Source organism: Bradyrhizobium sp. WBAH42 (assembly GCF_024585265.1).
GTDB lineage: Bacteria > Pseudomonadota > Alphaproteobacteria > Rhizobiales > Xanthobacteraceae > Bradyrhizobium.
The window spans coordinates 3,666,587-3,691,483 of the sequence record NZ_CP036533.1; the positions used below are offsets into that span (position 1 = coordinate 3,666,587).

Consider the following 24,897-nt stretch of genomic DNA (forward strand, 5'->3'; position numbering starts at 1 on the left):
TCGGCCATTGGCCCCCAAGGCGGCCCTCGGCCGCTTTTTCCGGGCGCGATCCGCGAAGGGGCGGCCGTCGACGGACAGGATTGGTTTTGCGGCCGTATTCCCCTATATGGGGGCCGCGGCGGCATCGCCGGCATGAGCCCGCGCGAGCGAAGAAGCCCTTCCTGTCCAACCGATTGTAAACCAGCCCCTCGATGACCTCTGCGAGCGAATTGCGATCCGGCAAGGGTGACCGCGACGAGAATTTTCCCGTCGCGTCCTGGATCATTCATCCGCGTCATCGCGCCCTGATCCTGGCCTATTACAATTTCGTCCGCACCGCCGACGACATCGCCGACCACGCCACGCTGCCCGCCGACCAGAAGCTCGCTTTTCTCGACCTGCTCGAGGCGGAACTGCTCGGCAAGGGCGACACCCAGCCTGAGGCCGTCAGCCTGCGCCGCGCGCTGGCCGAGCGCGGCATGCCGCCGCGCCACGCGCTCGACGTGCTGATCGCGTTCCGCATGGACGTGACCAAGCTGCGCTACGAGACCTGGGACGAGGTCATCCATTATTGCCGCTACTCGGCGATGCCGGTCGGCCGCTTCATGCTCGACGTCCATGGCGAGAGCACCTCGACCTGGGCCGCCTCGGACGCGCTCTGCGCAGGCTTGCAGATCAACAATCATTTGCAGGATTGCGGCAAGGATTTCCGCGAGCTCAACCGCGTCTATCTGCCGCGCGATGCGCTGGCAGCACACGGCGCCTCGGTCGAGCAGCTCGGCCTTGCGCAATCGCCGCCAGCGATGCTGGCCTGCCTGCAATCGCTCGCCGCGCGCAACGAGGCGCTGCTCGAGGAGGGCAGGTCGCTCGCTGCGGAAATCCGCGATTTCCGTCTCGGCGTCGACGTCTCCGTCATCCAGGCCTATGCCGACCGCATCGTGCGCCTGCTCAAGGTCCGCGATCCCCTGCGTGAGCGCGTGCATCTGAACAAGTTCGAGCTGCTCGCCTTCAGCCTCGCCGGGATGATCGGCGAAGTCGGCCGCCGTGCGGTCGGCCGCAAGGCCATTTCCAGACCGGGGACTGCCCATGACGCTTGAGGCGACCACGCCCGGCGCCAATTACGGCTCGACCGCATCCGGCAGCTCGTTCTATGCCGCGATGCGCATCCTGCCGCGTGACCAGCGCGACGCGATGTTCCAGATCTACAGCTTCTGCCGCCAGGTCGACGACATCGCCGATTCCGACGGCCCGCGCGAGGAGCGGCTCGCAGCACTTCAGGAATGGCGCAACGACATCGACGCGCTCTATCAGGGCCATCCCCCGCCGAGGCTGAAGGACTACGTCGCCTCGGTGAAGACGTTCGGGCTCAAGCGAGAGGATTTCCTCGCCATCGTCGACGGCATGGAGATGGACGTGCCGCAGGATATCCGCGCGCCCGACATGGCGACGCTGGATCTGTATTGCGACCGCGTCGCCAGCGCCGTGGGGCGGCTGTCGGTGCGGGTGTTCGGCATGCCCGAGGAAGACGGCATTCTGCTCGCGCACCATCTCGGCCGCGCGCTTCAGCTCACCAACATCCTGCGCGACATCGACGAGGACGCCGGCCTCGGCCGGCTCTATTTGCCGCGCGAGGCGCTGCTGCATGCCGGCATCACCTCCAACGATCCGAACCGCGTGATCGCCGAGCGCGCGCTGCCGAAAGTCTGCCTGCCGCTGGCGCAGCGCGCCAAGGTGCATTTCGAGAAGTCGGACGAGATCATGAACCGCAACAGGCGCCGCGCCGTGCGCGCGCCGCGGATCATGTCGAAATACTATCATTCCATTCTGGACCTCCTGATCGCGCGTGGCTTCTCCGCGCCACGCGCGCCGGTACGTGTGTCGAAGATCACACGGATCCTGATACTGCTCCGTTACGCTTTCATCTGATGCAAAACACAGCTCACATCATCGGTGCTGGAATTTCCGGCCTCTCCGCCGCCGTGCGGCTCGCCAATGCCGGCTTCAAGGTCGCCGTGCACGAGGCGACGCACCAGGCCGGCGGCCGCTGCCGGTCCTATTTCGACGGTGCGACCAATCTCACCATCGACAACGGCAATCATCTGCTGCTGTCGGGCAACAGCCATGCGCGTGCCTATGCGCGCGCGATCGGCACCGAGGCGGGCCTCGTCGGCCCGGAGCGCGCGCAATTTCCCTTCGTCGACATCAAGACCGGGCAGCGCTGGCAGATCGATCTCGGCGACGGCCGCTGGCCGACCTGGGTGCTCGACGAAGGCCGCCGCGTGCCTGACACCGGCCTTTCCGATTATCTCAAGCTGGCGCCGCTGATCTGGGCGTCGGAGGAGACGCTGGTCGGCAAGTCGATTCCGACCGAGGGCATCCTTTATCAGCGCCTGGTGCAGCCGCTGCTGCTCGCCGCGCTCAACGTCGATCCGCCTGAAGGCTCGGCCGGGCTTGCCGGCGCGATCGTGCGCGAAACGCTGCTGGCGGGCGGGCAGGCCTGTCGTCCCCTGATCGCGCGCGATGGCCTCAGCGCCGTGCTGATCGAGCCCGCCGTGACGTTTCTGCAGGAACGTGGCCACACCGTTCAGCTCGGCCATGAGCTGCGCTCGTTCGTCAGCACTGACGGCAAGGTGACCGCGCTGAATTTCGGCGGCGAGGATTTGATCCAGCTCGGCGCGGGCGATGTCGTCGTGATGGCGGTGCCGCCGCGCGCGGCCGCCGGCCTGTTGCCGGGGCTGAAGACGCCGACCGAATTCCGCGCCATCGTCAACGCGCATTTCCGCTTTGAGCCGCCGCCCGGCTCGGCGCCGATCCTCGGTGTGATCGGCGGCATTGTGGAATGGCTGTTCGCGTTCCCGAATCGGCTCTCGGTGACCATCAGCAACGGCGACCGGCTCGTCGACATGCCGCGCGAGGAACTCGCGCAGGCGATCTGGAACGACGTCTGCGAGGCAGGCGGTGTCTCGGGCGAGCTGCCTCCTTGGCAGATCGTGCGCGAGCGCCGCGCCACATTTGCGGCGACGCCGGCCCAGAATGCCCTGCGTCCGGGGCCGGTCACTGCGCTGAAAAACCTGTTCCTCGCCGGCGACTGGACTGCTACGGGATTGCCAGCAACCATCGAGGGATCGGTCCGGTCGGGTGACCGCGCCGCCGATCTGGTTCTGGCCGCCAAAGGATCCTGAAAGGCGGCCTGACGGGCAAATGTCCCGGTCAACTTTCAATCGACTATCGGAGTAATCGAGCGACATGGATTCCGTGACCGCGACCAGCCGCGAAGCTTTGGAATCGAGCATTGCGTCGGCGACCCAGGGCGTCCTCGGCTTCCAGCAATCCGACGGCCATTGGGTGTTCGAGCTCGAGGCCGACTGCACGATTCCGGCCGAGTACATCCTGCTGCGCCACTATCTCGCCGAGCCGGTCGACACCGTGCTCGAGGCCAAGATCGGCAACTACCTGCGCCGCGTTCAAGGCGCTCATGGCGGCTGGCCGCTCGTGCATGACGGCGAGTTCGACATGAGCGCCAGCGTGAAGGCGTACTTCGCGCTGAAGATGATCGGCGACTCCATCGACGCGCCGCACATGGTGCGCGCGCGCGAGGCGATCCACGCCCGCGGCGGCGCGATCAACAGCAACGTCTTCACCCGCTTCCTGCTCGCAACCTTCGGCGTCGTGACCTGGCGCGCGGTGCCGGTGCTGCCGATCGAGATCGTGCTGCTACCGTTCTGGTCGCCGTTCCACCTCAACAAGATCTCCTACTGGGCGCGCACCACCATGGTGCCGCTGATGGTGATCGCCGCGCTGAAGCCGCGCGCGAGGAATCCGAAGGGCGTCGGCATCGACGAATTGTTCCTGCAGGACCCGCGCTCGATCGGCATGACCGCCAAGGCGCCGCATCAGAGCATGGCCTGGTTCCTGCTGTTCCGCTCGCTGGATGCGATCCTGCGCGTGATCGAGCCGCTGTTTCCGAAGAGCCTGCGCAAGCGCGCGATCGACGCCGCGCTCGCCTTCACCGAGGAGCGGCTCAACGGCGAGGACGGCATGGGCGCGATCTATCCGCCCATGGCCAACATCGTCATGATGTACGACGCGCTCGGCAAGGACGAGAACTTCCCGCCGCGCGCGATCACGCGCCGGGGCATCGACAAGCTGCTCGTGATCAAGGGCGACGAGGCCTATTGCCAGCCCTGCGTCTCGCCGGTGTGGGACACGACGCTGACCGCGCATGCGCTGCTGGAAGCCGGCGGCGACAAGGCGGTGCCGGCGGCGAAGCAGGGCCTCGACTGGCTGATCCCGAGGCAGGAGCTCGCGGTGAAGGGCGACTGGGCGGTGAAGCGGCCCGACGTCCGCCCGGGCGGCTGGGCCTTCCAGTACAACAATGCCCACTACCCCGATCTCGACGACACGGCCGTGGTCGTGATGTCGATGGACCGCATGCGCCGGGAGCACGGTGCGGCCGGCTATGACGAGGCGATCGCCCGCGGCCGGGAGTGGATCGAGGGCATGCAGAGCGACGACGGCGGCTGGGCCGCCTTCGACGTCAACAACCTCGAATATTACCTGAACAACATCCCGTTCTCGGATCACGGCGCGCTGCTCGATCCGCCGACCGAGGACGTCACCGCGCGCTGCATCTCGATGCTGGCCCAGCTCGGCGAGACCGAGAAGACCAGCAAACACGTCGCCGACGGCGTTGCGTACCTGCGCAAGACCCAGCACCCGGAGGGGTCCTGGTACGGCCGCTGGGGCATGAACTTCATCTATGGAACCTGGTCGGTGCTGTGCGCCCTCAACATGGCCGGCGTCGACCACAAGGACCCCATGATCCGCAAGGCGGCCGCCTGGCTGGCCTCGATCCAGAACGACGACGGCGGCTGGGGCGAGGACGCCGTCAGCTACCGACTCGACTACAAGGGCTGGGAGGCCGCCCCCTCGACCGCCTCGCAAACGGCATGGGCCTTGCTTGCCCTGATGGCGGCAGGCGAGGTTGATCACCCGGCCGTCGCCCGCGGGGTGGAGTACCTGATTGCAACACAGAACGAAAAAGGGCTGTGGGACGAGCAGCGGTACACCGCCACAGGCTTCCCCCGCGTGTTCTATCTACGTTATCATGGTTACCCAAAGTTCTTTCCGCTGTGGGCATTGGCGCGGTATCGGAACTTGCGGAACACCAACAGCAGGGTGGTAGGGGTCGGAATGTGACTTTGGGGACGGGGGACTTTGTTACCGCGGGTAATGCCATCGACCCGCGGCCGATACTGATCGTGACTGGACTGGTGCAGGAGGCCCGCATTGCGGCCGGGCCTGGCATGGCGGTCATTTGTTCATCCAGCAGCCCGACCCAGTTGCGGGCGCTTCTGACGGTGGTGGACCCAGAGACGATTCGCGGCGTGATCTCGTTCGGCGTGGCCGGCGGGCTCGATCCGAGCTTGCGCTCCGGCGACGTCGTGCTGGCGACCGAAGTGCTCTCCGGCGACGCCCGCTGGGCTGCCGGCTTGTCGCTCGGTGACGACCTGATCGAGCGCCTGACCTCCGGCCGCCGCCGCGTCGTGCGCGGCAGCCTCGCCGGGGCCGAGGAAGTGGTCACGAAGCGGTCCTGCAAGGCAGCGCTGCACTCCGAGACCGGGGCCGCCGCCGTCGACATGGAAAGCCACATCGCCGCCGCCTACGCCGCCGAGGCCGGGCTGCCTTTCGCCGCGGTCCGCGTCATCAGCGACCCCGCCCACCGCGCGCTGCCGGCGCTCGCCCGCGCCGCGATCAAGCCGAACGGCCAGATCGACCTCGCCGCCGTGCTGCGCGGCATCGTGCGCAATCCGGCGACGCTGCATGCCCTGGTCTCGACCGGCATCGACTTCAACCGCGCGCTGCGGTCTTTGCGTGGCTGCCGCGATTATCTGATCGGGACGGAGCTCGTCGAGAGCGAGGAGTTGGTGTCGAAGGCGGCGTGAGCGGGTTCTTCGAGTTGGCAAGACAAAACAGCCCGGTCGTCTGACCGGGCCTTTTGTTTTGAGCTGCCTGATCCCCGTCACGGGCGAGTGGCGTCCTTCCACTCAGCACGCAACGACAGCGATAGGCTCGCAGGAGCTCAACGCGGCTGGTCAAAATGCCCGTCGGGCAAAACAGCGCGGACCTCGTCAATCCCTTACTGCAAAAATATTCCACTTTCCCGAATTTCGGATTTGTGGCATAGGACGCTCATCCCGGTCCTGCCAGAGGGGCGCTTCGCGATCGTCACGAGATGCGGGTCGGGGTGCGGTGGACGCGGCAGCGCCGGCGCGAAAGGCGATGACAGGGCGGGCATCCGTGAGTCATGCGCGACGCGTACGACACGGCGCCGTCAAAGCGGCGAGGCTGGATCTCTGGGGCGAGCACACGCGAGCCCCCGATGCTTCCTGAAGGGCCGTCCGCGGACGGAGAAGTCGTGTGGTCCCGACGCCCGGGGTTCTGGCGTCAAGTCTTGCGGTGATGCGGCGGCCCGACCGGGTGTGCACATCGATCAGCCGCGACGACGACGGGGGCAATAGTGCAACGCTCCCCGAGGAGAGCACGAAGGACACCGTTAAAACCATCCGCGCAGGGAAGGCCGGGCGATCGGCATCACCTGTGATCCACCCCGTGTGCGTTTTCGATGCACGCGGACCGCGGGTGCCGCCGGCGCCCGGCCTTCCCTGCGCCCTCTGGTCTTCAAAGGGGCGCGAACGAGACGCATAGCCCGGGCGAACGCACCGCGGGGATGCGAAGGTGTGTCTGCGATGGGCAGCGCGAATGGCAAGAGCAAGCTGCTGCCGCACTCTCCGTCATTGCGAGCGCAGCGAAGCAATCCAGACTGTCTCCGCAGAACGATTCTGGATTGCTTCGCTGCGCTCGCAATGACGCTGGGGCTGATAGCGTGCTCCCAAGCCGCACGAATCCTGCCCAGAAGAAAAAAGCCCGGTCGCGCTGGCGGCCGGGCTTTCGTCGTGAGGTCTGATCGTGCGGCGTTTTACGCCGCCGTCGAAGCCTTCTGCGCGGCCTTCGCCTGCGCGGCGGCGGCTTCGTCCTTGCGGATCTCGGAGAGCTTCTTCTGGACCTGCTCGGAGAAGATGTACTGCGCCGGGCGCTGCTTGGAGAGGTCGATCTCCGGCGCCATCGGGCCACTGGTCCGCACGCCGCGCAGCGCCACCCACATCGCCTTCAGCGGGTTGTTGAGCGCTGCGGTCGCCGCGGTCGGCTCGTAGCCGCAATGGGCCATGCAGTCGGCACACTTCTCGTACTTGCCGGTGCCGTAGGAATCCCAGTCGGTGGTCTCCATCAGCTCCTTGAAGGTTTTGGCGTAGCCTTCACCGAGCAGATAGCAGGGCTTCTGCCAGCCGAAGATGTTGCGCGCGGGCATGCCCCACGGCGTGCACTCGTATTCCTGGTTGCCGGCGAGGAAGTCCAGGAACAGGCCGGAATGCATGAAATTCCACTTCTTGCCCTTGCCCATCGCAAAGACGTCGCGGAACAGCTTCTTGGTCTTGGTGCGGTTGAGGAAGTGCTCCTGGTCCGGGGCGCGCTCATAGGCGTAGCCCGGGGACATCGAGACGCCGACACCGAGCTCGGTGGTGAGGTCGAGGAATTTGGCGATCTCCTCGGCCGGGTGGCCGTCGAAGATGGTGGCGTTGACGTTGACGGTGAAGCCGCGCGCCTTGGCCGCCTTGATCGCCGACACCGCCCGGTCGAACACGCCCTTCTGCGAGACCGCCTTGTCGTGGTGGTCACGCAGGCCGTCGAGATGTACCGAGAAGAACAGATAGGGCGAGGGCTCGAACAGATCGAGCTTCTTCTCCAGCAGCAGCGCGTTGGTGCAGAGCGAGACGAACTTCTTGCGCGCCACGAGGCCGCGCACGATCTCGCCGATCTCCTTGTGGATCAGCGGCTCGCCGCCGGGAATGGCGACCATCGGCGCGCCGCATTCATCGGCCGCGTCCCAGCACTCCTGCGCGGTCATGCGGCGGTTGAGGATGGCATCGGGATAATCGATCTTGCCGCAGCCGACGCAGGCGAGGTTGCAGCGGAACAGCGGCTCCAGCATCAGCACGAGCGGATAGCGCTTGCGGCCAAGCAGTTTCTGCTTGAGCAAATAGCCGCCGATACGCATTTCCTTGAAGAACGGGATAGCCATTACAGGTTTCTTTCTGGGCTTTTCAATTCAGGTGGGTCAGCTCGCGGCCAGTTGGGCCGGAAGCCGGAATTCGATGTTTTCCTCGCGGCCCGGCAACACCGAGACCTTCACCGGTCCGATCCGCCGCATCGCTTCAATCACGTCATCCACGAGTACCTCGGGCGCCGAAGCGCCGGCCGTGACGCCGACGGTTCTGGCATCCTTCAACCACTCCGGATTGAGCTCGCTGCCGTCGGCAATCAAATAACTCGCGACGCCGGCCTCAGTGCCGATTTCGCGGAGCCGGTTCGAGTTCGAGCTGTTGGCAGCGCCCACCACCAAGATCACGTCGACCAGCTTGCTCAAGTCCCTTACCGCAGATTGGCGGTTCTGTGTCGCATAGCAGATATCCCGGATATCCGGACCTTGAATGTCTGTAAAGCGGGCTTGAAGGGCCGCGATGATGTCCTTGGTGTCGTCGACCGACAGGGTGGTCTGGGTGATGTAGGCCACTGGCGTATCCGCCGGCAGGGTCAGTGCCTTAACCTCTTCAACGCTTTGAACAAGCTGCACCGGCCCCGGGACCTGGCCCATCGTGCCCTCGACCTCGGGGTGGCCGGCATGGCCGATCAGGATCAGGGTGCGGCCCTTGCCGATGTAGCGCTTCCCCTGATTGTGAACTTTCGTGACCAGCGGGCAGGTGGCATTGAGCACCGGAAGGTCGCGTGCGGCGGCCTCTTCCTCGACGCTGCGGGCGACGCCATGGGCGCTGAACACGGTCACCGCCTTCGGTGGCACCTCGGAGAGTTCCTCGACGAAGATGGCGCCTTTGTTCTTCAGGCTCTCGACGACGTATTTGTTGTGCACGATCTCATGGCGCACGTAGACGGGCGGGCCGTACTTCTCCAGCGCCCGTTCCACGATCTCGATTGCACGCACCACGCCCGCGCAGAAGCCGCGCGGTTGCGCCAGATAAAGTTCCATGGGACGCCCATCACGCAAGTTGCACCCATCCGCTCTCGTAAGTCCCCAAGCGGCACTCCGATACTGACCAATGAGTTGCAATATCCGCACCATTGGTTCGCGCCTGCGGTAACTACCCACCCCTGTGGGGGCTCCGCCGCATGGAGGCGCAGTACTTTGTGTCAAAAAATCGGCAGAATGGAAAGCTGGAACCGCGGGCGGAGGCTTCTGAGGTATTTTGGTAGGGTATGCGATGTGCTCGCTTGCGCGACATTCCTGCGTAGTCCTTCGTCACTTTCCCGCCTCAACTCCCCGGCTATACCGGCGGCCCGCATGATTTTGCACGGTCTCCCGCCGTTTACCCTCGAACCTTCTGGCGGCGAGAACCACCCAAAACAGCAATAGGTTTCGCCCGGGAACTCCGATAAACAGCGGGCGTTTCCGGCAAGCTGTTAACCGCAGAAAGAAAAGAAGTGCTGCAAAGCGTCGTCGTTGCCATCGTCAGGGCCTGCACCCGGTTTGCCTCCCTCGTCGTCGTTCTCGGGCTCCTGCTGTCGGTGGGGGCGGGCTATTACGCTGCGCGCCACTTCGCCATCAACACCGACATCAACTCGCTGATTGCCCAGAATCTGGACTGGCGCCAGCGTGATCAGCAATTCGATCGCGCCTTCGACCGCGATGCGACGATCACGGCGGTGGTCGAGGCCAAGACCCCGGAAATGGCGAGCGCGGCGGCCGATGCGCTCTACGCCAAGCTGAAGGACGACAAGACCAACTTCCAGTCCATGCAGCAGCTCGGCAGCGGCGAATTCTTCGAGAAGAACGGCCTGTTGTTCCTGCCGACCGAGGAGGTCGGCAAGATCACCGGCCAGTTCGAATCCGCAGCGCCCCTGATCGAGATCATGGCCGGCGACCCCTCGATCCGCGGCCTCACCGGGGCGCTGGAGACGGGCCTTGCCGGCGTCAAGCGCGGCCAGGTCAAGCTCGACAACACCGAGCGGCCCTTCAACCTGATCGCGCAGACGGTCGAGACCGTGCTCAACAAGGGCAATGCCAGCTTCTCCTGGCGCGAGCTCGTCAGCGACGAGCCGCTCAAGGATTCGGACAAGCGTACCTTCATCGAGTTCAAGCCGATTCTCGACTACAACGCGCTGGAGCCGGGCAAGGATGCCACCGACGCGATCCGCAAGGCCGCTGCGGATCTGGATTTCACTGGCAAATACCAGGCGCGGGTGCGGCTGACCGGCCCCGTGCCGATCGCCAACGAGGAATACGCCACCGTTCAGGAGGGCGCGGTCGTCAACGGCGTCGGCACGATTCTCGTCGTGCTGGTCATCCTGTGGCTGGCGCTGCATTCGTCGAAGATCATCTTCGCGGTGTTCGTCAATCTGTTCGTCGGCCTTGCGATCACGACCGCGGCCGGCCTGATGATGGTCGGATCGTTCAATCTGCTGTCGATCGCCTTCGCGGTGCTGTTCGTCGGCTTGGGGGTCGATTTCGGCATCCAGTACAGCGTCCGCTACCGCTCGGAGCGCTACAAGCACGACGATCTCGCCGGTGCGCTGGTGCTGGCGGCCAAGCGCTCGGCGGTGCCGCTGTCGCTGGCGGCGATGGCGACGGCTGCCGGTTTCCTCTGCTTCATGCCGACCGACTACAAGGGCATCGCCGAGCTCGGCCAGATCGCCGGCGTCGGCATGCTGGTGGCGTTCATCTCGTCGATTACCGTTCTGCCAGCCATGCTGAAGCTGCTGAACCCGCCGGGCGAGCCGGAGCCAGTCGGCTACGCCTTCCTCGCGCCGCTCGACCATTTCCTGGAGAAGCATCGGGTGCTGATCGTCGGCGGCACGCTGCTGCTCGCGCTCGGCGGCCTGCCGCTGCTCTACTTCATGAAGTTCGACTTCAACCCGATGAACCTGCGCAATCCGCACGCCGAGTCGATCGCCACCTTCCTCGATTTGCGCAAGGATCCGAACACCGGCGCCAATGCCGTCAACGTGATGACGACGTCGGAAGAGCAGGCGAGCCAGGTCGAGGCGAAGCTGGAGAAGGTGCCCGAGGTGCTCAGGGTGATGTCGCTCGACAGCTTCGTGCCGCAGGACCAGCCGCCGAAGCTGAAGCTGCTCGCGCAGGGCGCCAAAGTGCTGAATCCCGCGCTCAACCCCGATCAGATCGACGCAGCGCCGACGGATCAGGAGAATGTCGAAGCGCTGAAATCCTCGGTCGACAATCTGCGCCGGACGGCGGGCGAGGCGAAGGGCCCGGGCGCTGTCGCCTCGCGCCGTCTTGCCAACGCGCTCGAAAAGCTCGCCAATGGCGACGAGGCCACGCGCAACAAGGCGCAGGACGTGTTCGTCGCGCCATTGAAGATCGTGTTCGACCAGCTCAGGAACGCGATGCAGGCAGGTCCCGTCACCCTGAGCTCGCTGCCGCCCGATCTCGTCAGCGCCTGGAAGAGCAAGGACGGCGTCATCCGCGTCGAGGCGCTGCCCAAGGGTGATCCCAACGACAACGATACGCTGCGCAAATTCGCAGCGGCGGTGCTCCAGGCCGAGCCGACTGCGATCGGCGGGCCGGTCTCGATCCTGAAATCCGGCGACACCGTGGTGAAGGCGTTCATCCACGCCGGCATCTATGCGCTGCTGGTGATCGGGCTTCTGCTGTGGATCACGCTCCGCCGCTTCGTCGACGTGCTGATGACGCTGGTGCCGCTTCTGGTTGCCGGCGCGGTGACGCTCGAGATCTGCGTGTTGATCGGCCTGCCGCTGAACTTCGCCAACATCGTCGCGTTTCCGCTGCTGCTCGGCGTCGGCGTCGCCTTCAAGATCTATTATGTCGTGGCCTGGCGCTCGGGCAGAACGAACCTGCTCCAGACCAGCCTGACGCGCGCGATCTTTTTCAGTGCGCTGACGACGGCGACCGCGTTCGGCAGCCTGTGGCTGTCGAGCCATCCCGGCACGTCCAGCATGGGCAAGCTGCTGGCCCTCTCGCTGGTGACGACGCTCGCCGCCGTGCTGCTGTTCCAGCCGGCCCTAATGGGCAAACCCCGCAATCTCAGGGAGTAGGCAGATGTCGCCGACGGGGTCGGCGGTGCCCTTCTGACCGGGCTTGGCTGCGCCGGCGGCCTTGGGAGCTGCGGGCGCAGGCGTGGTGGTGCCGCCCGTGGCTTGGGCTGCCTGGGCCCCTTGCCCCGCTTGCGGCTTCGGCGCAGTGCCGCTGGATTTCGCCGCGCCCTTGGCCATGGCGTTGGCAGGGCTGGAAGGGATCGGCGGGCCGACCCGGGTCCAGGTTTCGCCGCCGCAGAGGAAGCCCATGACGCAGCCCTTGATCTCGAGCTGGTCGGGGCCGGCCGGCGTGATCGTCGCGCTGTAGAGCTGACCGTCCTTGGCGTTGTAGACCTGCCCTTCCCACTGATCGACGCCGGGCTTCTTCTTCATGTCGATCAGGGTTGCCATGCCGAGCGTCGGCCTGTTCTTTTTCGAGGCATCCGGATTGTTCTCGTCGCGCCCGCCGGGCTGCTTTTCCCAGGAAACCGCGCCCCACATGCTGCCGTAGCATTGGGCGACGCGAATGTTGGCAACGCCGTCGGCGACCCGCCAGTCGCCGGTCGGATCCGCGCCGAGCGCGGGCGTCAGGCCGGCGTAACCGCCAGCCAGTATTAGTCCGGTGTAAAGGGCCAAACGCATGTGTGTTCCTTGGCAGTGCAACATGGTCTAAAGCTGTGCTTGCGAAGATGGTCCGAAAAAGGGCAAAAGGCCGCACAGACCGTTTTCAGTAACGGTCCGTTTTCAGTTGACGAGACGGCCCTCAACCGAAGTATGTAGCGGATGCACAGCCCAAATCCAGACATGTCTCAGCTATTCGCGGACCGTCAGGCCCAGCGCAGCACCCTGCATAACCGGTATCTGAACGAGCAGTTCGTTCGGGTGCTCAAGACCATCGGCTACGATGTCGGCTTCCAGAAGGGGCAGGGGCAGTACCTCTACGACCGCGACGGCGCGCGCTATCTCGACCTGTTGTCCGGCTTTGGCGTGTTTGCGATCGGGCGCAATCATCCCGTCATGCGCGAGGCGCTCAAGAGCGTGCTCGATGCCGACCTGCCCAACCTCGTCCAATTCGACGTTTCGACGCTCGCCGGTGTGCTGGCCGAGCGCCTCCTGAAATACGTTCCCTATCTCGACAAGGCGTTCTTCGCCAATTCCGGCGCGGAATGCGTCGAGGCTGCGATCAAGTTCGCGCGCGGCGCGACGGGGCGTCCCGGCATCGTCTATTGCGCGCACGGCTATCACGGGTTGACCTACGGCGCGCTGTCGCTGACCGGCGACGCCAATTTCCGCACCGGCTTCGAGCCGCTGCTGCCGGGCTGCACCCCGATCCCGTTCAACGACCTGGCCGCGCTGGAAAAGGCGCTGGCCTCGCGCGAGGTCGCCGCCTTCGTCGTCGAGCCGATCCAGGGCAAGGGCGTCAACATGCCCACCGACGAGTTCCTGCCCGGGGCGGCCGCGCTCTGCAAGAAATACGGCACGCTGTTCGTCGCCGACGAGATCCAGACCGGCATGGGCCGTACCGGCCGCTTCCTCGCGGTCGAGCACTGGAACGTCGAGCCCGACATGGTGCTGCTGTCGAAGTCGCTGTCGGGCGGCCACGTGCCGGTCGGCGCCGTGCTGACGCGCAAGAGCATCTTCGACAAGATCTTCAACCAGATGGACCGCGCGGTGGTGCACGGCTCCACCTTCTCCAAGAACGACCTCGCGATGGCCGCGGGCATCGCCACGCTCGACGTCATGGAATCGGAGAAGCTGATCGATGCGGCCGCCAAGCGCGGCGCCGAGCTGCGCCTCGCGCTGACGCGCATGGTGCCGGGCTACGAGCTGCTCAAGGAAGTCCGTGGCAAGGGCCTGATGATCGGCATCGAGTTCGGCCCGCCGAAATCGCTGCGCCTGCGGGCGTCCTGGAACGTGCTCGAGACCGCCAACAAGGGCCTGTTCTGCCAGCTCATCACCGTGCCGCTGTTCAAGGATCACAAGATCCTGACGCAAGTCGCCGGCCACGGCAGCCACACCATCAAGCTGCTGCCGCCGCTCACCATCACCGAGGAAGACTGCAGCTGGATCGAGCGCGCCTTCGACGACGTCATCGCCGGCAGCCACAAGGTCCCCGGCGCGATCTGGTCGCTCGGCAAGACGCTGGTGGACAACGCGGTGCGAAGGTCGGCGTAAGGCCGATCTATCTCAGCAATCGTCATTGCGAGCGTAGCGAAGCAATCCAGTATCCCTCCGCGGATGCGGTCTGGATTGCTTCGCTACGCTCGCAATGACGGCGGAGACCGTTACCCCTCCACGTTCGCCTTCATTGCCGCCTCGAACTTGTCGACGAATTCGGCAAGTTCGTCGGCGCCGAGATCGCTGACGGCCCAGAAGTTCAGGCCGCGGCCGCCCCAGCGGCGGCAGTTGAAGCCCTGCATGGTCTGGGTCTTCGGCGGCCGATGCTCGGTGCTCGAAGTTTGCGACACGAACAGATTGATCACGTGTTGCCGGCGCCGGTAGACCACGGCGCCGATGGCGCGGGCGTCGATATAGTCGAGCCGGCCGCCGACCAGCGTAAAACCTTGCGCGGTGAGGTCGATCACCGGTGGTGCGACGTCGAGCTTGCCGTTGAACCAGGGCTTGACGGTGTGCTGGTCGGTCGAGACCACGTCGGTGAGATGGCCGGCCTGGAGCGAGCGCAGATGCGCGGAGACGACCTCAGACAGAATCCGCTGCTGGTCATCCTGGCGCAGCACCACCGCGACGATTCCGGTGGCGGCGAGCGCGGAGACGGCCGAGCCCATCGCAAATCCGCGCAGCACGGCGCGGCGGCTCGGCTGCTGGCGCTGCGGCTCAGGCAACGAGGCTTCGATGCGAGCGCGCAGGCTTGCCGGCGCGGTGTAGCGCAAATTGGTACCTGCGAGCGCGCGCTGCATCTCGCGCTGCGCCGCGAACTCCGCGGCGCAGGCCGGGCAGCTCGCGATATGGGCCTCGACCTCGCGCGCGTGGCCGGCATCGAGCTCGCCATCGAGCAGCGCGTGAAGCAGGATCCTTGCTTCGTCGCAGGTCATTTCGCTTGCTCCTCTTCCGTCCAGGCCGCGCGCAGCATGGCGCGGGCGCGGGCGAGGCGGGACATCACGGTGCCGACGGGGACGCCGACGGCCTCGGCGATTTCAAGGTAGGACAGGTTGTTGATCTCGCGCAGCACGAATGTTTCCTTGAACGGCTCGGCGAGCGCGTCGATCAGCTTGCGGATGGCGCCGGCATCGCGGCTCCGCAGCACTTCAGTCTCGGGGCTCGCCTCGGTCTCCCGCCAGAGCGGCGTCTGCTCGGCGGCACCTAGCGTATCCTCGATCGCGCTGGGCCGGTTCGCGCGACGCACATATTCGGCGTTGCAGACGTTGCGCAGGATCGCGAACAGCCAGGGCTTCATCGCAGGCCCCCGGTAGCTGTCGAAATGCTTCAGCGCGCGCAGATAGCACTCCTGCACCGCGTCCTCGGCGTCAGAGGCATCGCGCAGCAGGTAGCGTGCGAGCGTGTAGACGTCGTCGAGATAGGGCAGCGCTGCCTCGCGGAAGCGCTGTGCCTTCTGCACATCGTCGGTGGCGGGCATCGCTCCTCGCTTTGCCTCTGGTTCTTCTTTTGCCTTGACCGCGGGCGCATGCGCCCGGCCGGCGTGGGACCACCGGCCGGGCAGGACGTTGATGCCTTGGTTGAAGACGTTACTCAACCTTGATCATCCCCGTCATGTGCGGGTGCAGCGAACAAAAATACTTGTAGTCGCCCGCATTGGTGAAGGTGAAGGAGAACTTGTCGTCGGTATCAAGAGTCTTGGACCTGAACTTGCCGGCAGAGACGATGGTGTGCGGGATATCGTCCCGGTTGGTCCAGGTCACGGTGGTGCCGACCTTGATCTTGAGCTCGGCCGGCTGGAACACGAAATTGTCGATGTGCACGTCCAGGTCGTCGGCGCGGGCTTTTGTTGCGGGCAACAGGATGGCCGCGGCCAAAGCGAGACCGAGGTCGAAACCGAAGTCGCGGCGATTGAGAGTCTTCATTGTCAGCTTCCGTTCAGCCTTAGCCCTGGAGCGGCGTGTCGATGATCGCGAGCCGCTGCTCGTTCTGCTTGAAGTTGATGCTGGCTACCCCAAGCATGGAGCGCAGCCTTGCGTCCTCGACCTTCATCGGACCGGGCGAGGGCGCGGCCCCCGGCGCCGGCTGCGGGAAGGCGGTCGAGCGCGCGGTGTGGAAGGTGACGTTGCCCTCGACCTTCTGCATCACCTGATGGATGTGCCCGTTCAGCACGGTGACCGAGCCAAAGCCCTTGACGTATTCCAGCGCGCGGCCGCCGTCCTCGGTGCCCCAACCCCATTGCGGATAGACGGTCCAGAGCGGGATGTGCGCGAACAGCACGACCGGCGTCGATTTCGACTTGCCGCGCAGATCGTCCTCGAGCCAGGCGAGCTGCTCGGCGCCGAGATTGCCCAGGCCCCCGGCCTTGAGGTCGACGACGTTGACGAGGCCGATGAAGTGCACGCCGCCGGCGTCGAACGAGTACCAGCCGTGACCTTTGGTGCCGCGGCCGTAGCGTTCGCGATAGAGCTTCACCTCCTCATCGATGAAATCATGCTCGCCGGGCACGTAATGCACGTCGAGCTTGGTCTGCGAGATGATGCGCTCGGCATTGTCGAACTCGGCGGCTTTCGACAGATGCGTGATGTCGCCGGTGTGGATCATGAACGACGGCTTTGCAGGCATCGCGTTGATCTTGTTCACGGCCTCTTCCAGCGTGCCGAGCGCGTTGGGATTGGCCGGCTTGTCGAAGCCGACATGGCTGTCGCTGATCTGGAGGAAGCTCATGCCGGGCGCGGCCGCCGTTGCGGCCTCAGCCGAATCGATGATGCCGATCGAGCGTGGCACGCCGCCCGTGGCGGTCCAGAGCACCCCGGTGCCGGCCCAGGTCATGCATTCCAGCACCTTGCGGCGGCTGACGCCGTCGTCCCCGTGATTGTCTCCGCTCATCGCGCCTCTCCACGTCGCCCGGAATTGGGCTTCGGGGAGGTGATCGGGGGAGGGAGGGACTTATTCCCGGATGGGATGACGATTTCGTGAGTGCAGTCTCGTGTCCCGGACAAGGCGCAGCGCCGCTTGGCGGTGCGCCGCAGAGCCGGGACCCAGGGCCGCAATGGGTCCCGGCTCCGCGTCGCACCGCTTCGCGCTGCGCCGCGTCCGGGACACGATAGCGTCTACTTCGCATCCTCCAGGATCATGGTCGCACCCTTCTCCGCGATCATCGCGGTCGGCGTATTGGTGTTGCCCGACGTAATCGTCGGCATGATCGAGGCATCGACGATGCGCAAATTGCCAAGGCCATAGAAGCGCAGGCGCTCATCCACCACCGCCATCGGGTCGTTTGCCGTGCCCATCTTCGCGGTGCCGACAGGGTGGAAAATGGTGGTGCCGATGTCGCCGGCGGCCTTTGCCAGCGAGGCGTCGTCATCGCCGACCGTCGGCCCCGGCAGATATTCGCTGGGCCGGTATTTTGCCAGAGCCTTCTGCCGCATCAGGCGGCGCGTGGTGCGGATGGCGTCTGCGGCGACCTGGCGGTCGTCGTCCGTCGACAGGTAGTTCGGCGCGATGATCGGCTTCTCGTCCGGGCTCGCCGAACGCGGTCGCACCGTGCCGCGCGAGGTCGGCTGCAGATTGCAGGCACTGACGGTGATCGCAGGGAAGCGATGCAGGGGATCGCCGAACTTGTCGAGCGACAGCGGCTGCACGTGGAACTGGATGTTGGCGCGGGCGCGCGTCGCATCGGAGCGCGTGAAGATGCCGAGCTGCGAGGGTGCCATGGTCAGCGGACCGCGGCGGCGGAAGGCGTAGTCGAGCCCCATCAGGCCGCGGCGGAACAGATTGTAATAGGTCTCGTTCAGCGTGCGCACGCCCTCGACCTTGTAGATCGCGCGTTGCTGGAGATGGTCTTGGAGATTGCGCCCGACGCCGGGCTTGTCCATGACGATGTCGATGCCGAGCGGCGACAGCCAGTGGGCAGGGCCGATGCCGGAGCGATGCAGCACCTGCACCGAGCCGATGGAGCCTGCCGAGAGCACCACCTCGCGCTTCGCGCGCGCCTCGATGATCTCGCCGTTCTGGATGAAGCGCACGCCGACGGCGCGGCCCTGCTCGATGATGAGGCGGTCGACCAGCACGTGCTTCTCGAGCCGCAGGTTCGGACGGTTGAGCGCGGGCTTTAGGAAGCCGCGCGCCGACGACCAGCGCCGGCCGCGCTTCTGGTTGACGTGGAAATAGCTGGTGCCTTCGTTGTCGCCGGTGTTGAAATCCGGGATGCGCTTGATGCCCATCTCCTCGGCCGCGTCACCGACGGCATCGAGAACTGCCCATGACAGCCGCGGCGCCTCGATGCGCCAACCGCCCCCGGCGCCGTGATGCTCGCTGGCGCCAAGGAAGTGGTCCTCGAGGCGCTTGAACAGCGGCAGCACGTCGTCATAGCCCCAGCCGGTCAGCCCAAGCTGGCGCCAGTGATCGTAGTCGGCAGCCTGGCCGCGCATCGAGATCATGGCGTTGATCGCCGAGCAGCCGCCGATCACCTTGCCGCGCGGATAGGCCAGCGAACGGCCGTTCAGGCCCGGCTCGGCCTCGGTCTTGAACATCCAGTCCGAACGCGGATTGCCGATGGCGAAGAGATAGCCGACCGGAATGTGGAACCAGATCCAATTGTCGTCGCCGCCGGCTTCCAGGATGAGGACGCGGTTGTTGCGATCAGCTGACAGCCGGTTCGCGATGATACAGCCTGCCGTACCGGCTCCGACGACAATGTAGTCAAACTCACCTTCAAGCCGCCTCGGCATTCTGCTTCCACCCGAATGGTCTCTTTGCGTTCGTCTAATAGGCTGACGCAGCCGATCGGGACAAGCCCGGCCATGCCGGGTGAACAGGGCTAGACCCCGATTGCCGGCGGTTGGGTGGACCGACGCTTGCATGGTAGACAGTCCTGTATTTCCACCAGCTCGAGACCTTCCATGCCCATTGTGAACCGCGTCGCCGACCTTCAACCCGATATCCAGGCCTGGCGGCGGGACATCCATCAGCATCCCGAGCTGCTGTACGATGTCCACCGCACCGCAGCATTCGTTGCGGACCGGCTGCGGGAGTTCGGCTGCGATGAGGTCGTGACCGGCCTCGGCCAGACCGGCGTTGTCGGCGTGATCAAGGGCAACAAGCCGGCCGGCGAGGGGCTCAAGGTGATCGGCATGCGTGCCGACATGGATGCGCTTCCGGTCGAGGAGCAGACCAATCTGCCTTACGCCTCCAAGACCCCCGGCAAGATGCACGCCTGCGGTCATGACGGCCACACCGCGATGCTGCTCGGGGCGGCCCGCTATCTCGCCGAGACGCGCAATTTTGCCGGCGATGCCGTGGTGATCTTCCAGCCCGCCGAGGAGGGCGGCGCCGGCGGCGCGGCCATGGTCAAGGACGGCCTGATGGAGCGCTTCGGCATCGAGCAGGTCTACGGCATGCACAACGGCCCGGGCATCCCGGTCGGCTCGTTCGCGATCCGGCCAGGCCCCATCATGGCGGCGACCGACGAGGTCGACATCATGATCGAAGGCCTCGGCGGCCACGCCGCGCGTCCGCACAAATGCGTCGATTCCGTGCTGGTCGGCGCGCAGGTAATCACGGCCCTGCAGTCGATCGTCTCCCGCAGCGTCGATCCCCTGGAATCGGCGGTGATCTCGATCTGCGAGTTCCACGCCGGCAACGCCCGCAACGTCATTCCGCAGACCGCGACGCTGAGAGGCACCATCCGCACGCTGACGCCGGAGGTGCGCAAGCTGGTCGAGAAGCGCGTGCATGAGGTCGTGGCGGGCGTGGCGCAGATCACCGGCGCCAAGATCGACCTGCACTACAAGCGCAACTATCCCGTCGTGAACAACCATGCCGCGGAAACCGAGGTGGCACGGCGCATCGCCACGCAGGTCGCGGGCGAGTCCCATGTCCACGAGATGGCGCCGCTGATGGGCGGCGAGGATTTCGCCTACATGCTGGAAGCGCGGCCCGGCGCCTTCATCTTCTGCGGCAACGGCGACAGCGCCGGCCTGCATCACCCCGCCTACAATTTCAACGACGAGGCGATCGTCTACGGCACGTCCTATTGGGTGAAGCTGGTCGAGGAGCAGCTCGCGGCGTCGTAGCTTTTCGTCACCTCGCCCCGCTTGCGGGGAGAGGTCGGCGCGAAGCGCCGGGTGAGGGGGACTCTCCGCGAGTCCATCTGTCACTATTTTCTCGGATGGAGCCCCCCACCCCAGCCCTCTCCCCGTAAGAACGGGGAGAGGGAGCGGCTCTCAGAACATCCGCGAGAAGATCACATAGAGCGTCGCCGACAGCATGATCGCGCAGGGCAGCGTCAGCACCCAGGCCATCAGCAGGTTGCGGATCGTCGACCATTGCAGGCCCGAACCGTTCGCCGCCATGGTGCCGGCGACGCCCGACGACAGCACATGCGTGGTGGAGACCGGAAGGCCGAACACGTCGGCCGCGCCGATCGTGGCGGCGGCCACGAGCTCGGCGGACGCTCCTTGCGCGTAGGTGAGATGGCTCTTGCCGATCTTCTCGCCGACCGTGATGACGATGCGCTTCCATCCGATCATGGTGCCGAGGCCGAGCGCGATGGCGACCGCGATCTTCACCCAGTTCGGGATGAACTTCGTGGCGGCATCGAGCGATCCCTTGTAGGCGTTCAGCGCCGCGATCTCCTCCTTGGTGAGATCGTTCTCCTTGTCCTTCATCAGGAAGCGGATCGCTTCGGAGGTCATGTACATGTCGTTGCGGGTGTTGCCGACGGCTTCCGCGGGCACCTTGTTCAGCGTGCCATATTTGGCGACCTGGTCGCCGACATCCTTCACCAGCACGGCAAGCGAGGGATAGGTGCCCTCGTTGATGTGGCGCAGCGTGATGTACTGCGTCACGGCGGGGCGGGGATCGCCGATGATGCTGTGGCCGGCGCCCTTCGCCGAGATCACCTTGGCGGCGGCATCGGAGGTCTTCTGGAACTGGACGACCTGCGATTCCGGCAGCGCGCGGTTGAGCGCGTAGGCCGTCGGCACGGTGCCGATCAGGATCAGCATGATCAGGCCCATGCCCTTCTGGCCGTCGTTCGAGCCGTGCGCGAAGCTGACGCCGGTGCAGGTCGCGATCAAGAGGCCGCGGATCCACAGCGGCGGCGCCTTGTTGCCCTCCGGCGCGGAATAGAGCGCCGGGTTGCGCACGATGAACTTGAGCAGGAGCAACAGCGTGGCGGCGCAGATGAAGCCGAACAGGGGCGACAGCAGCAGCGCGTAGCCGATCTCGGTCGCCTTGGTCCAGTCCACGCCCGAGGTGCCGTCGCGGCCGCGCATGACGGCGTTGGCGACGCCGACGCCGATGATCGAGCCGATCAGCGTATGCGAGGAGGAGGCGGGCAGGCCGAAAAACCAGGTGCCGAGATTCCACAGGATCGCGGCGATCAGCAGCGCGAACACCATGGCAAAACCGGCGCTGGAGCCGACCTGGAGGATCAGCTCGACGGGCAGCAGCGAGACGATGCCGAAGGCGACCGCGCCGGAGGACAGGAGCACGCCGAGGAAGTTGAAGAAGCCCGACCACATCACCGCGACCTCGGCCGGCAGCGAATGGGTGTAGATCACGGTCGCCACCGCATTGGCGGTGTCGTGGAAGCCGTTGACGAATTCGAAGCCCAGCGCAATTAGGAGCGCGACGAACAGGAGGATGTAGGGCAGGTAGGTCGTGACCCGCGCGCCGGTGGCATTGACGTCGACATAGATGCTGTAGGCGACGAACAGCAGGCCCGCGGCGAGGATGCCGAAGAACAGGATCATCGTCAGCGGATTGAAGCCCTTGTCGAGATTTGGCCGCGAGGCCGGCTGGACGGGCGCGGGATCTGCTACCGCGCGGTCGAATGCAACATCGGTCATGTCTGGACGCCCCTTAACTTTCAGGTCAAGGCATTGTCCGCGATGGATTTGAAGCCTGGATGACAACCGAGGCGCGAAAGCTGTTTTCCTGCAAGTATGCCGTTGTCCTGCCAGTGCTTAGGCGGCGCGTGCGGCCTTTTTCTGCAAGCCGGCGGCGATCTTCAGATCCTCGACAAAGCGTCGATACTCCAGCACCTTGGCTTCGGGATCGGGCAGCCGCAGCAGATAGGACGGATGCACCGTCACGAGCGCCTTGCGCCCGTCGGGAAGATCGATCAACCGGCCGCGGTTCTTGCCGATCGGAGTGATCTTGCCGAACACGCTTTGAGCGGCGGTGGCGCCCATCGCCACGATGAGATCGGGCTGGATTGCCGAAACTTCCCGCTCATACCATTGCCGGCACGCCCGGATCTCCGGGGTGTTCGGCTTCTGGTGCAGACGGATCTTTCCGCGCGGCACGAATTTGAAGTGCTTCACCGCGTTGGTGACATAGACCTTCTTGCGGTCGACGCCGGCCTCCTCCAGCGCGCGGTCGAGCATCTGCCCGGCCGGGCCGACGAAGGGGTGACCGGCGAGGTCTTCCTTGTCGCCGGGCTGCTCGCCGACCAGCATGATGTTGGCATTCTTCGGGCCTTCGCCGAACACGGTCTGCGTCGCGTCCTTGTACAGATGGCAGGCGCGGCAATGCGCGGCCTCCTCGCGGAGCGTTTCGAGATCGTCGGCAGCTGGCTTGCGTTTCATCGGAGCCTCCGGCCGCTTCTGAGGCTTATGCGGATCGGTTGCGGCATTGGCGATCATGGCACCGGTCATGCGTTCGGCGTCCTCGATCAAGGGCTTAATGATCGAAGCCTCGGGCAGGTTCCTCCAATATTTCTTCGGCATCTCGGCCTGCATCGCCTTCACCTTGAGCCGGGCCGGATTGAAGATGCTGGCGTAGTAACGCCGCCAGGTTTCCTCGAGACGGTCTTCGCCCGGCGCCTCGCTCTTGCTGACGCCCGGCGTGAACGAGAGCGCATGGCCGTCCCAATGCGCGCAGAGGTCCGGGGTCAGGATCGACCAGGGCATGTCGGCAAAGCGCTTGGCGAAGAACGGCGCGGCGAGCTCGACGATATGATGCTCCGGCTCGAACCAGGCGACGTAATGCGCCTGGCGTTCCCGGCCGATCTCGCGGAAGCGGACGAAGGCATGCATCTTGTGCTCGTCGCGATAGACCGCTTTCGCCATGGAAGTGACGCGCGCGACATCAGGATCGGTCGCGACCTCGATGAGATCGTGGTTGTCCTTCAGCCGGAACAGCAGGCGATAGAGGATCGCAAAGCGCTCGCCGTCGCGGTGCAGGATCGCCGCCTTGGCGAGCTCGACGAATTTGCCTGATACGTTGAAGGTGCCGTCGTTCACCTCGAGGATCGGAGACGGCGCGGGGGACGCGAACAACTCGGCTTCGCCGCCTTGCACGGTCCAGGTGACGTCGCTGGGCGGCACGTGGTGAAGCACGAGGCTGCGCGCGGCATTGCGCCAGCCGTCGAAATCGGTTTCGGTGTCGAGGGTGATGTACTGCATCAGAAGCCAAATCCCAGTTGCGTTGCCTTCGGCTTGAACCGTTCGATCAGCCCGGCGGAATCGAGACGATGCGATGAGGGGCGGTGATCGCTGAGGACGATGAACGGCAGCGCCTTGTTGCGTGGCACATGCAGCTGCGCGAGATCGGCGAGGCGGATCGTGGTGGTGCGCCTTGTTGCGATGATGCGGTCGACCGTCCTGGTGCCGAAGCCCGGAACGCGCAGCAGTTCCTCACGGCTGGCGCGGTTGACGTCGAGCGGGAAGCGGTCGCGGTGGCGCAGCGCCCAGGCGAGCTTGGGATCGATGTCGAGCGGCAGCATCGCGCTGTCGTCGACGATCTCGCCGACATCGAAGCCGTAGAACCGCATCAGCCAGTCGGCCTGGTAGAGCCGGTGCTCGCGCAGCAGCGGCGGCGCGCGCAGGGGCAGTGCGCGGCTGGCATCGGGGATCGGGCTGAAGGCGGAGTAATAGACGCGCCGCAGCCGGTAGGCGCCGTAAAGGTTGGCGCTGGTGTGGAGAATGGTGTGATCGGAGGCGCTGTCTGCGCCGACGATCATCTGGGTGCTCTGTCCGGCCGGCGCAAAGCGCTGCGGCTTGGCCTTTGTCTTCGTTGCGCGGTTCTCCTCGGCCTCATCCAGCTTCAACCGCAGCCGGCCCATGGTGCGGCGGATCGCGCGCACGTCCTTCTCAGGCGCGAATTGCTGCAGGCTGGTCTCCTCAGGCATCTCGATGTTGATCGAAAGGCGGTCGGCATATTTGCCGGCCTCGGCGATCAGCGCATCGTCGGCCTCGGGAATGGTCTTCAGGTGGATGTAGCCGCGGAAGTGATGCTCCTCGCGCAGTTTGCGCGCGACGCTCACCACTTGCTCCATCGTGTAGTCGGGGCTGCGGATGATGCCGGAGGAGAGAAACAGGCCCTCGATGTAGTTGCGCCGGTAGAAGTCGAGCGTGAGCTTGACCAATTCGTCGATGGTGAAGCGGGCGCGTGCTACGTTCGAGGACGCGCGGTTGACGCAATAGAGGCAATCGTAATTGCAGGCGTTGGTCAGCAGCACCTTGAGCAGCGAGATGCAGCGTCCGTCCGGCGCGTAGGAATGGCAGATTCCCATGCCTGGCGCGGTCGAGCCCATGCCCTTGCCGTCGCTGGAATCCCGCTTCTCGGTGCCGCTGGAGGCGCAGGATGCGTCGTATTTGGCGGCGTCCGCCAGAATCTCCAGTTTGCGTTGCACGTCCATTTTGGAATCCCTTTGATTCAACTCATGAA

General features: G+C 65.3%; 19 protein-coding genes. 8 read left to right on the forward strand and 11 right to left on the reverse strand.

The window, feature by feature from the left end:
- The first annotated feature begins 191 nt into the window (after nt 1-191).
- The 5 genes from hpnC (at nt 192) to DCG74_RS17120 (ending at nt 5,924) form a co-directional block, all read left to right on the forward strand.
- Nucleotides 192-1,076: a squalene synthase HpnC gene (hpnC, locus tag DCG74_RS17100; protein WP_172784124.1), complete on the forward strand. Its 885-nt coding sequence runs from the start codon at nt 192-194 to the stop codon at nt 1,074-1,076.
- Nucleotides 1,066-1,905 (forward strand): presqualene diphosphate synthase HpnD, encoded by an 840-nt coding sequence (gene hpnD / locus DCG74_RS17105; RefSeq protein WP_172784125.1) that lies wholly within the window; start codon nt 1,066-1,068, stop codon nt 1,903-1,905. Before hpnC ends, hpnD begins: the two co-directional genes overlap by 11 nt.
- A complete protein-coding gene (hpnE, locus tag DCG74_RS17110; RefSeq protein WP_172784126.1) occupies nt 1,905-3,161 on the forward strand; it encodes a hydroxysqualene dehydroxylase HpnE in 1,257 nt (418 codons plus the stop codon). Before hpnD ends, hpnE begins: the two co-directional genes overlap by 1 nt.
- Nucleotides 3,162-3,225: 64 nt before the next feature.
- The gene (gene shc, locus DCG74_RS17115) at nt 3,226-5,178 is read left to right on the forward strand and encodes a squalene--hopene cyclase (protein WP_172784127.1); all 1,953 of its coding nucleotides are present in this window, start codon (nt 3,226-3,228) and stop codon (nt 5,176-5,178) included.
- Entirely contained in the window at nt 5,175-5,924 is a 750-nt protein-coding gene (locus DCG74_RS17120) for a phosphorylase (protein WP_172784128.1), read from the forward strand. The genes shc and DCG74_RS17120 overlap by 4 nt, the downstream gene beginning before the upstream one ends.
- A 1,034-nt stretch (nt 5,925-6,958) precedes the next feature.
- On the opposite strand, the gene hpnH is transcribed toward DCG74_RS17120, so the two are convergent.
- Nucleotides 6,959-8,119 (reverse strand): adenosyl-hopene transferase HpnH, encoded by a 1,161-nt coding sequence (gene hpnH / locus DCG74_RS17125; RefSeq protein WP_036006086.1) that lies wholly within the window; start codon nt 8,117-8,119, stop codon nt 6,959-6,961.
- 36 nt (nt 8,120-8,155) lie between these two features.
- Entirely contained in the window at nt 8,156-9,082 is a 927-nt protein-coding gene (ispH, locus tag DCG74_RS17130; RefSeq protein WP_172784129.1) for a 4-hydroxy-3-methylbut-2-enyl diphosphate reductase, read from the reverse strand.
- Between the two features lie 452 nt (nt 9,083-9,534).
- Here ispH and DCG74_RS17135 point away from each other — a divergent pair, with 452 nt between their 5' ends.
- Nucleotides 9,535-12,123, forward strand: coding sequence for an MMPL family transporter (locus tag DCG74_RS17135; RefSeq protein WP_172784130.1), 2,589 nt, complete (start codon nt 9,535-9,537; stop codon nt 12,121-12,123).
- Here DCG74_RS17135 and DCG74_RS17140 read toward each other — a convergent pair.
- A complete protein-coding gene (locus tag DCG74_RS17140) occupies nt 12,091-12,744 on the reverse strand; it encodes a DUF2147 domain-containing protein (RefSeq protein ID WP_172784131.1) in 654 nt (217 codons plus the stop codon). The genes DCG74_RS17135 and DCG74_RS17140 overlap by 33 nt on opposite strands.
- Nucleotides 12,745-12,885: 141 nt before the next feature.
- Between DCG74_RS17140 and hpnO the strand changes: the two genes are divergently transcribed.
- Complete coding sequence (gene hpnO, locus DCG74_RS17145; protein ID WP_172784132.1) at nt 12,886-14,277, forward strand: aminobacteriohopanetriol synthase HpnO; 1,392 nt, start codon at nt 12,886-12,888, stop codon at nt 14,275-14,277.
- 110 nt (nt 14,278-14,387) lie between these two features.
- On the opposite strand, the gene DCG74_RS17150 is transcribed toward hpnO, so the two are convergent.
- The 5 genes from DCG74_RS17150 to DCG74_RS17170 form a co-directional block, all read right to left on the reverse strand.
- Nucleotides 14,388-15,155, reverse strand: a complete 768-nt coding sequence (locus DCG74_RS17150; protein ID WP_172784133.1) for an anti-sigma factor — start codon at nt 15,153-15,155, stop codon at nt 14,388-14,390.
- Complete coding sequence (locus DCG74_RS17155; protein ID WP_172784134.1) at nt 15,152-15,697, reverse strand: sigma-70 family RNA polymerase sigma factor; 546 nt, start codon at nt 15,695-15,697, stop codon at nt 15,152-15,154. Before DCG74_RS17155 ends, DCG74_RS17150 begins: the two co-directional genes overlap by 4 nt.
- A 109-nt stretch (nt 15,698-15,806) precedes the next feature.
- On the reverse strand, nt 15,807-16,142 hold the full coding sequence (locus DCG74_RS17160) for a cupredoxin family copper-binding protein (RefSeq protein WP_172784135.1): 336 nt from the start codon (nt 16,140-16,142) through the stop codon (nt 15,807-15,809).
- Between the two features lie 19 nt (nt 16,143-16,161).
- Nucleotides 16,162-17,106 carry a metallophosphoesterase gene (locus DCG74_RS17165; protein WP_172784136.1) on the reverse strand — a complete coding sequence of 315 codons (945 nt, stop codon included), beginning with the start codon at nt 17,104-17,106 and terminating at the stop codon, nt 16,162-16,164.
- Between the two features lie 224 nt (nt 17,107-17,330).
- The gene (locus DCG74_RS17170) at nt 17,331-18,950 is read right to left on the reverse strand and encodes a GMC family oxidoreductase (protein ID WP_172784137.1); all 1,620 of its coding nucleotides are present in this window, start codon (nt 18,948-18,950) and stop codon (nt 17,331-17,333) included.
- Nucleotides 18,951-19,121: 171 nt separating this feature from the next.
- On the opposite strand from DCG74_RS17170, the gene DCG74_RS17175 reads away from it, so the two are divergent.
- On the forward strand, nt 19,122-20,294 hold the full coding sequence (locus tag DCG74_RS17175; protein WP_172784138.1) for a M20 aminoacylase family protein: 1,173 nt from the start codon (nt 19,122-19,124) through the stop codon (nt 20,292-20,294).
- Nucleotides 20,295-20,444: 150 nt separating this feature from the next.
- Here the strand turns inward: DCG74_RS17175 and DCG74_RS17180 are convergent, their stop codons facing one another.
- From DCG74_RS17180 to DCG74_RS17190, 3 genes are all read right to left on the reverse strand, one after another.
- Nucleotides 20,445-22,073: an inorganic phosphate transporter gene (locus tag DCG74_RS17180; RefSeq protein ID WP_172784139.1), complete on the reverse strand. Its 1,629-nt coding sequence runs from the start codon at nt 22,071-22,073 to the stop codon at nt 20,445-20,447.
- Between the two features lie 117 nt (nt 22,074-22,190).
- On the reverse strand, nt 22,191-23,633 hold the full coding sequence (locus DCG74_RS17185) for a UdgX family uracil-DNA binding protein (protein ID WP_172784140.1): 1,443 nt from the start codon (nt 23,631-23,633) through the stop codon (nt 22,191-22,193).
- On the reverse strand, nt 23,633-24,868 hold the full coding sequence (locus DCG74_RS17190; protein ID WP_172784141.1) for a putative DNA modification/repair radical SAM protein: 1,236 nt from the start codon (nt 24,866-24,868) through the stop codon (nt 23,633-23,635). Before DCG74_RS17190 ends, DCG74_RS17185 begins: the two co-directional genes overlap by 1 nt.
- Between the last annotated feature and the right edge of the window lie 29 nt (nt 24,869-24,897).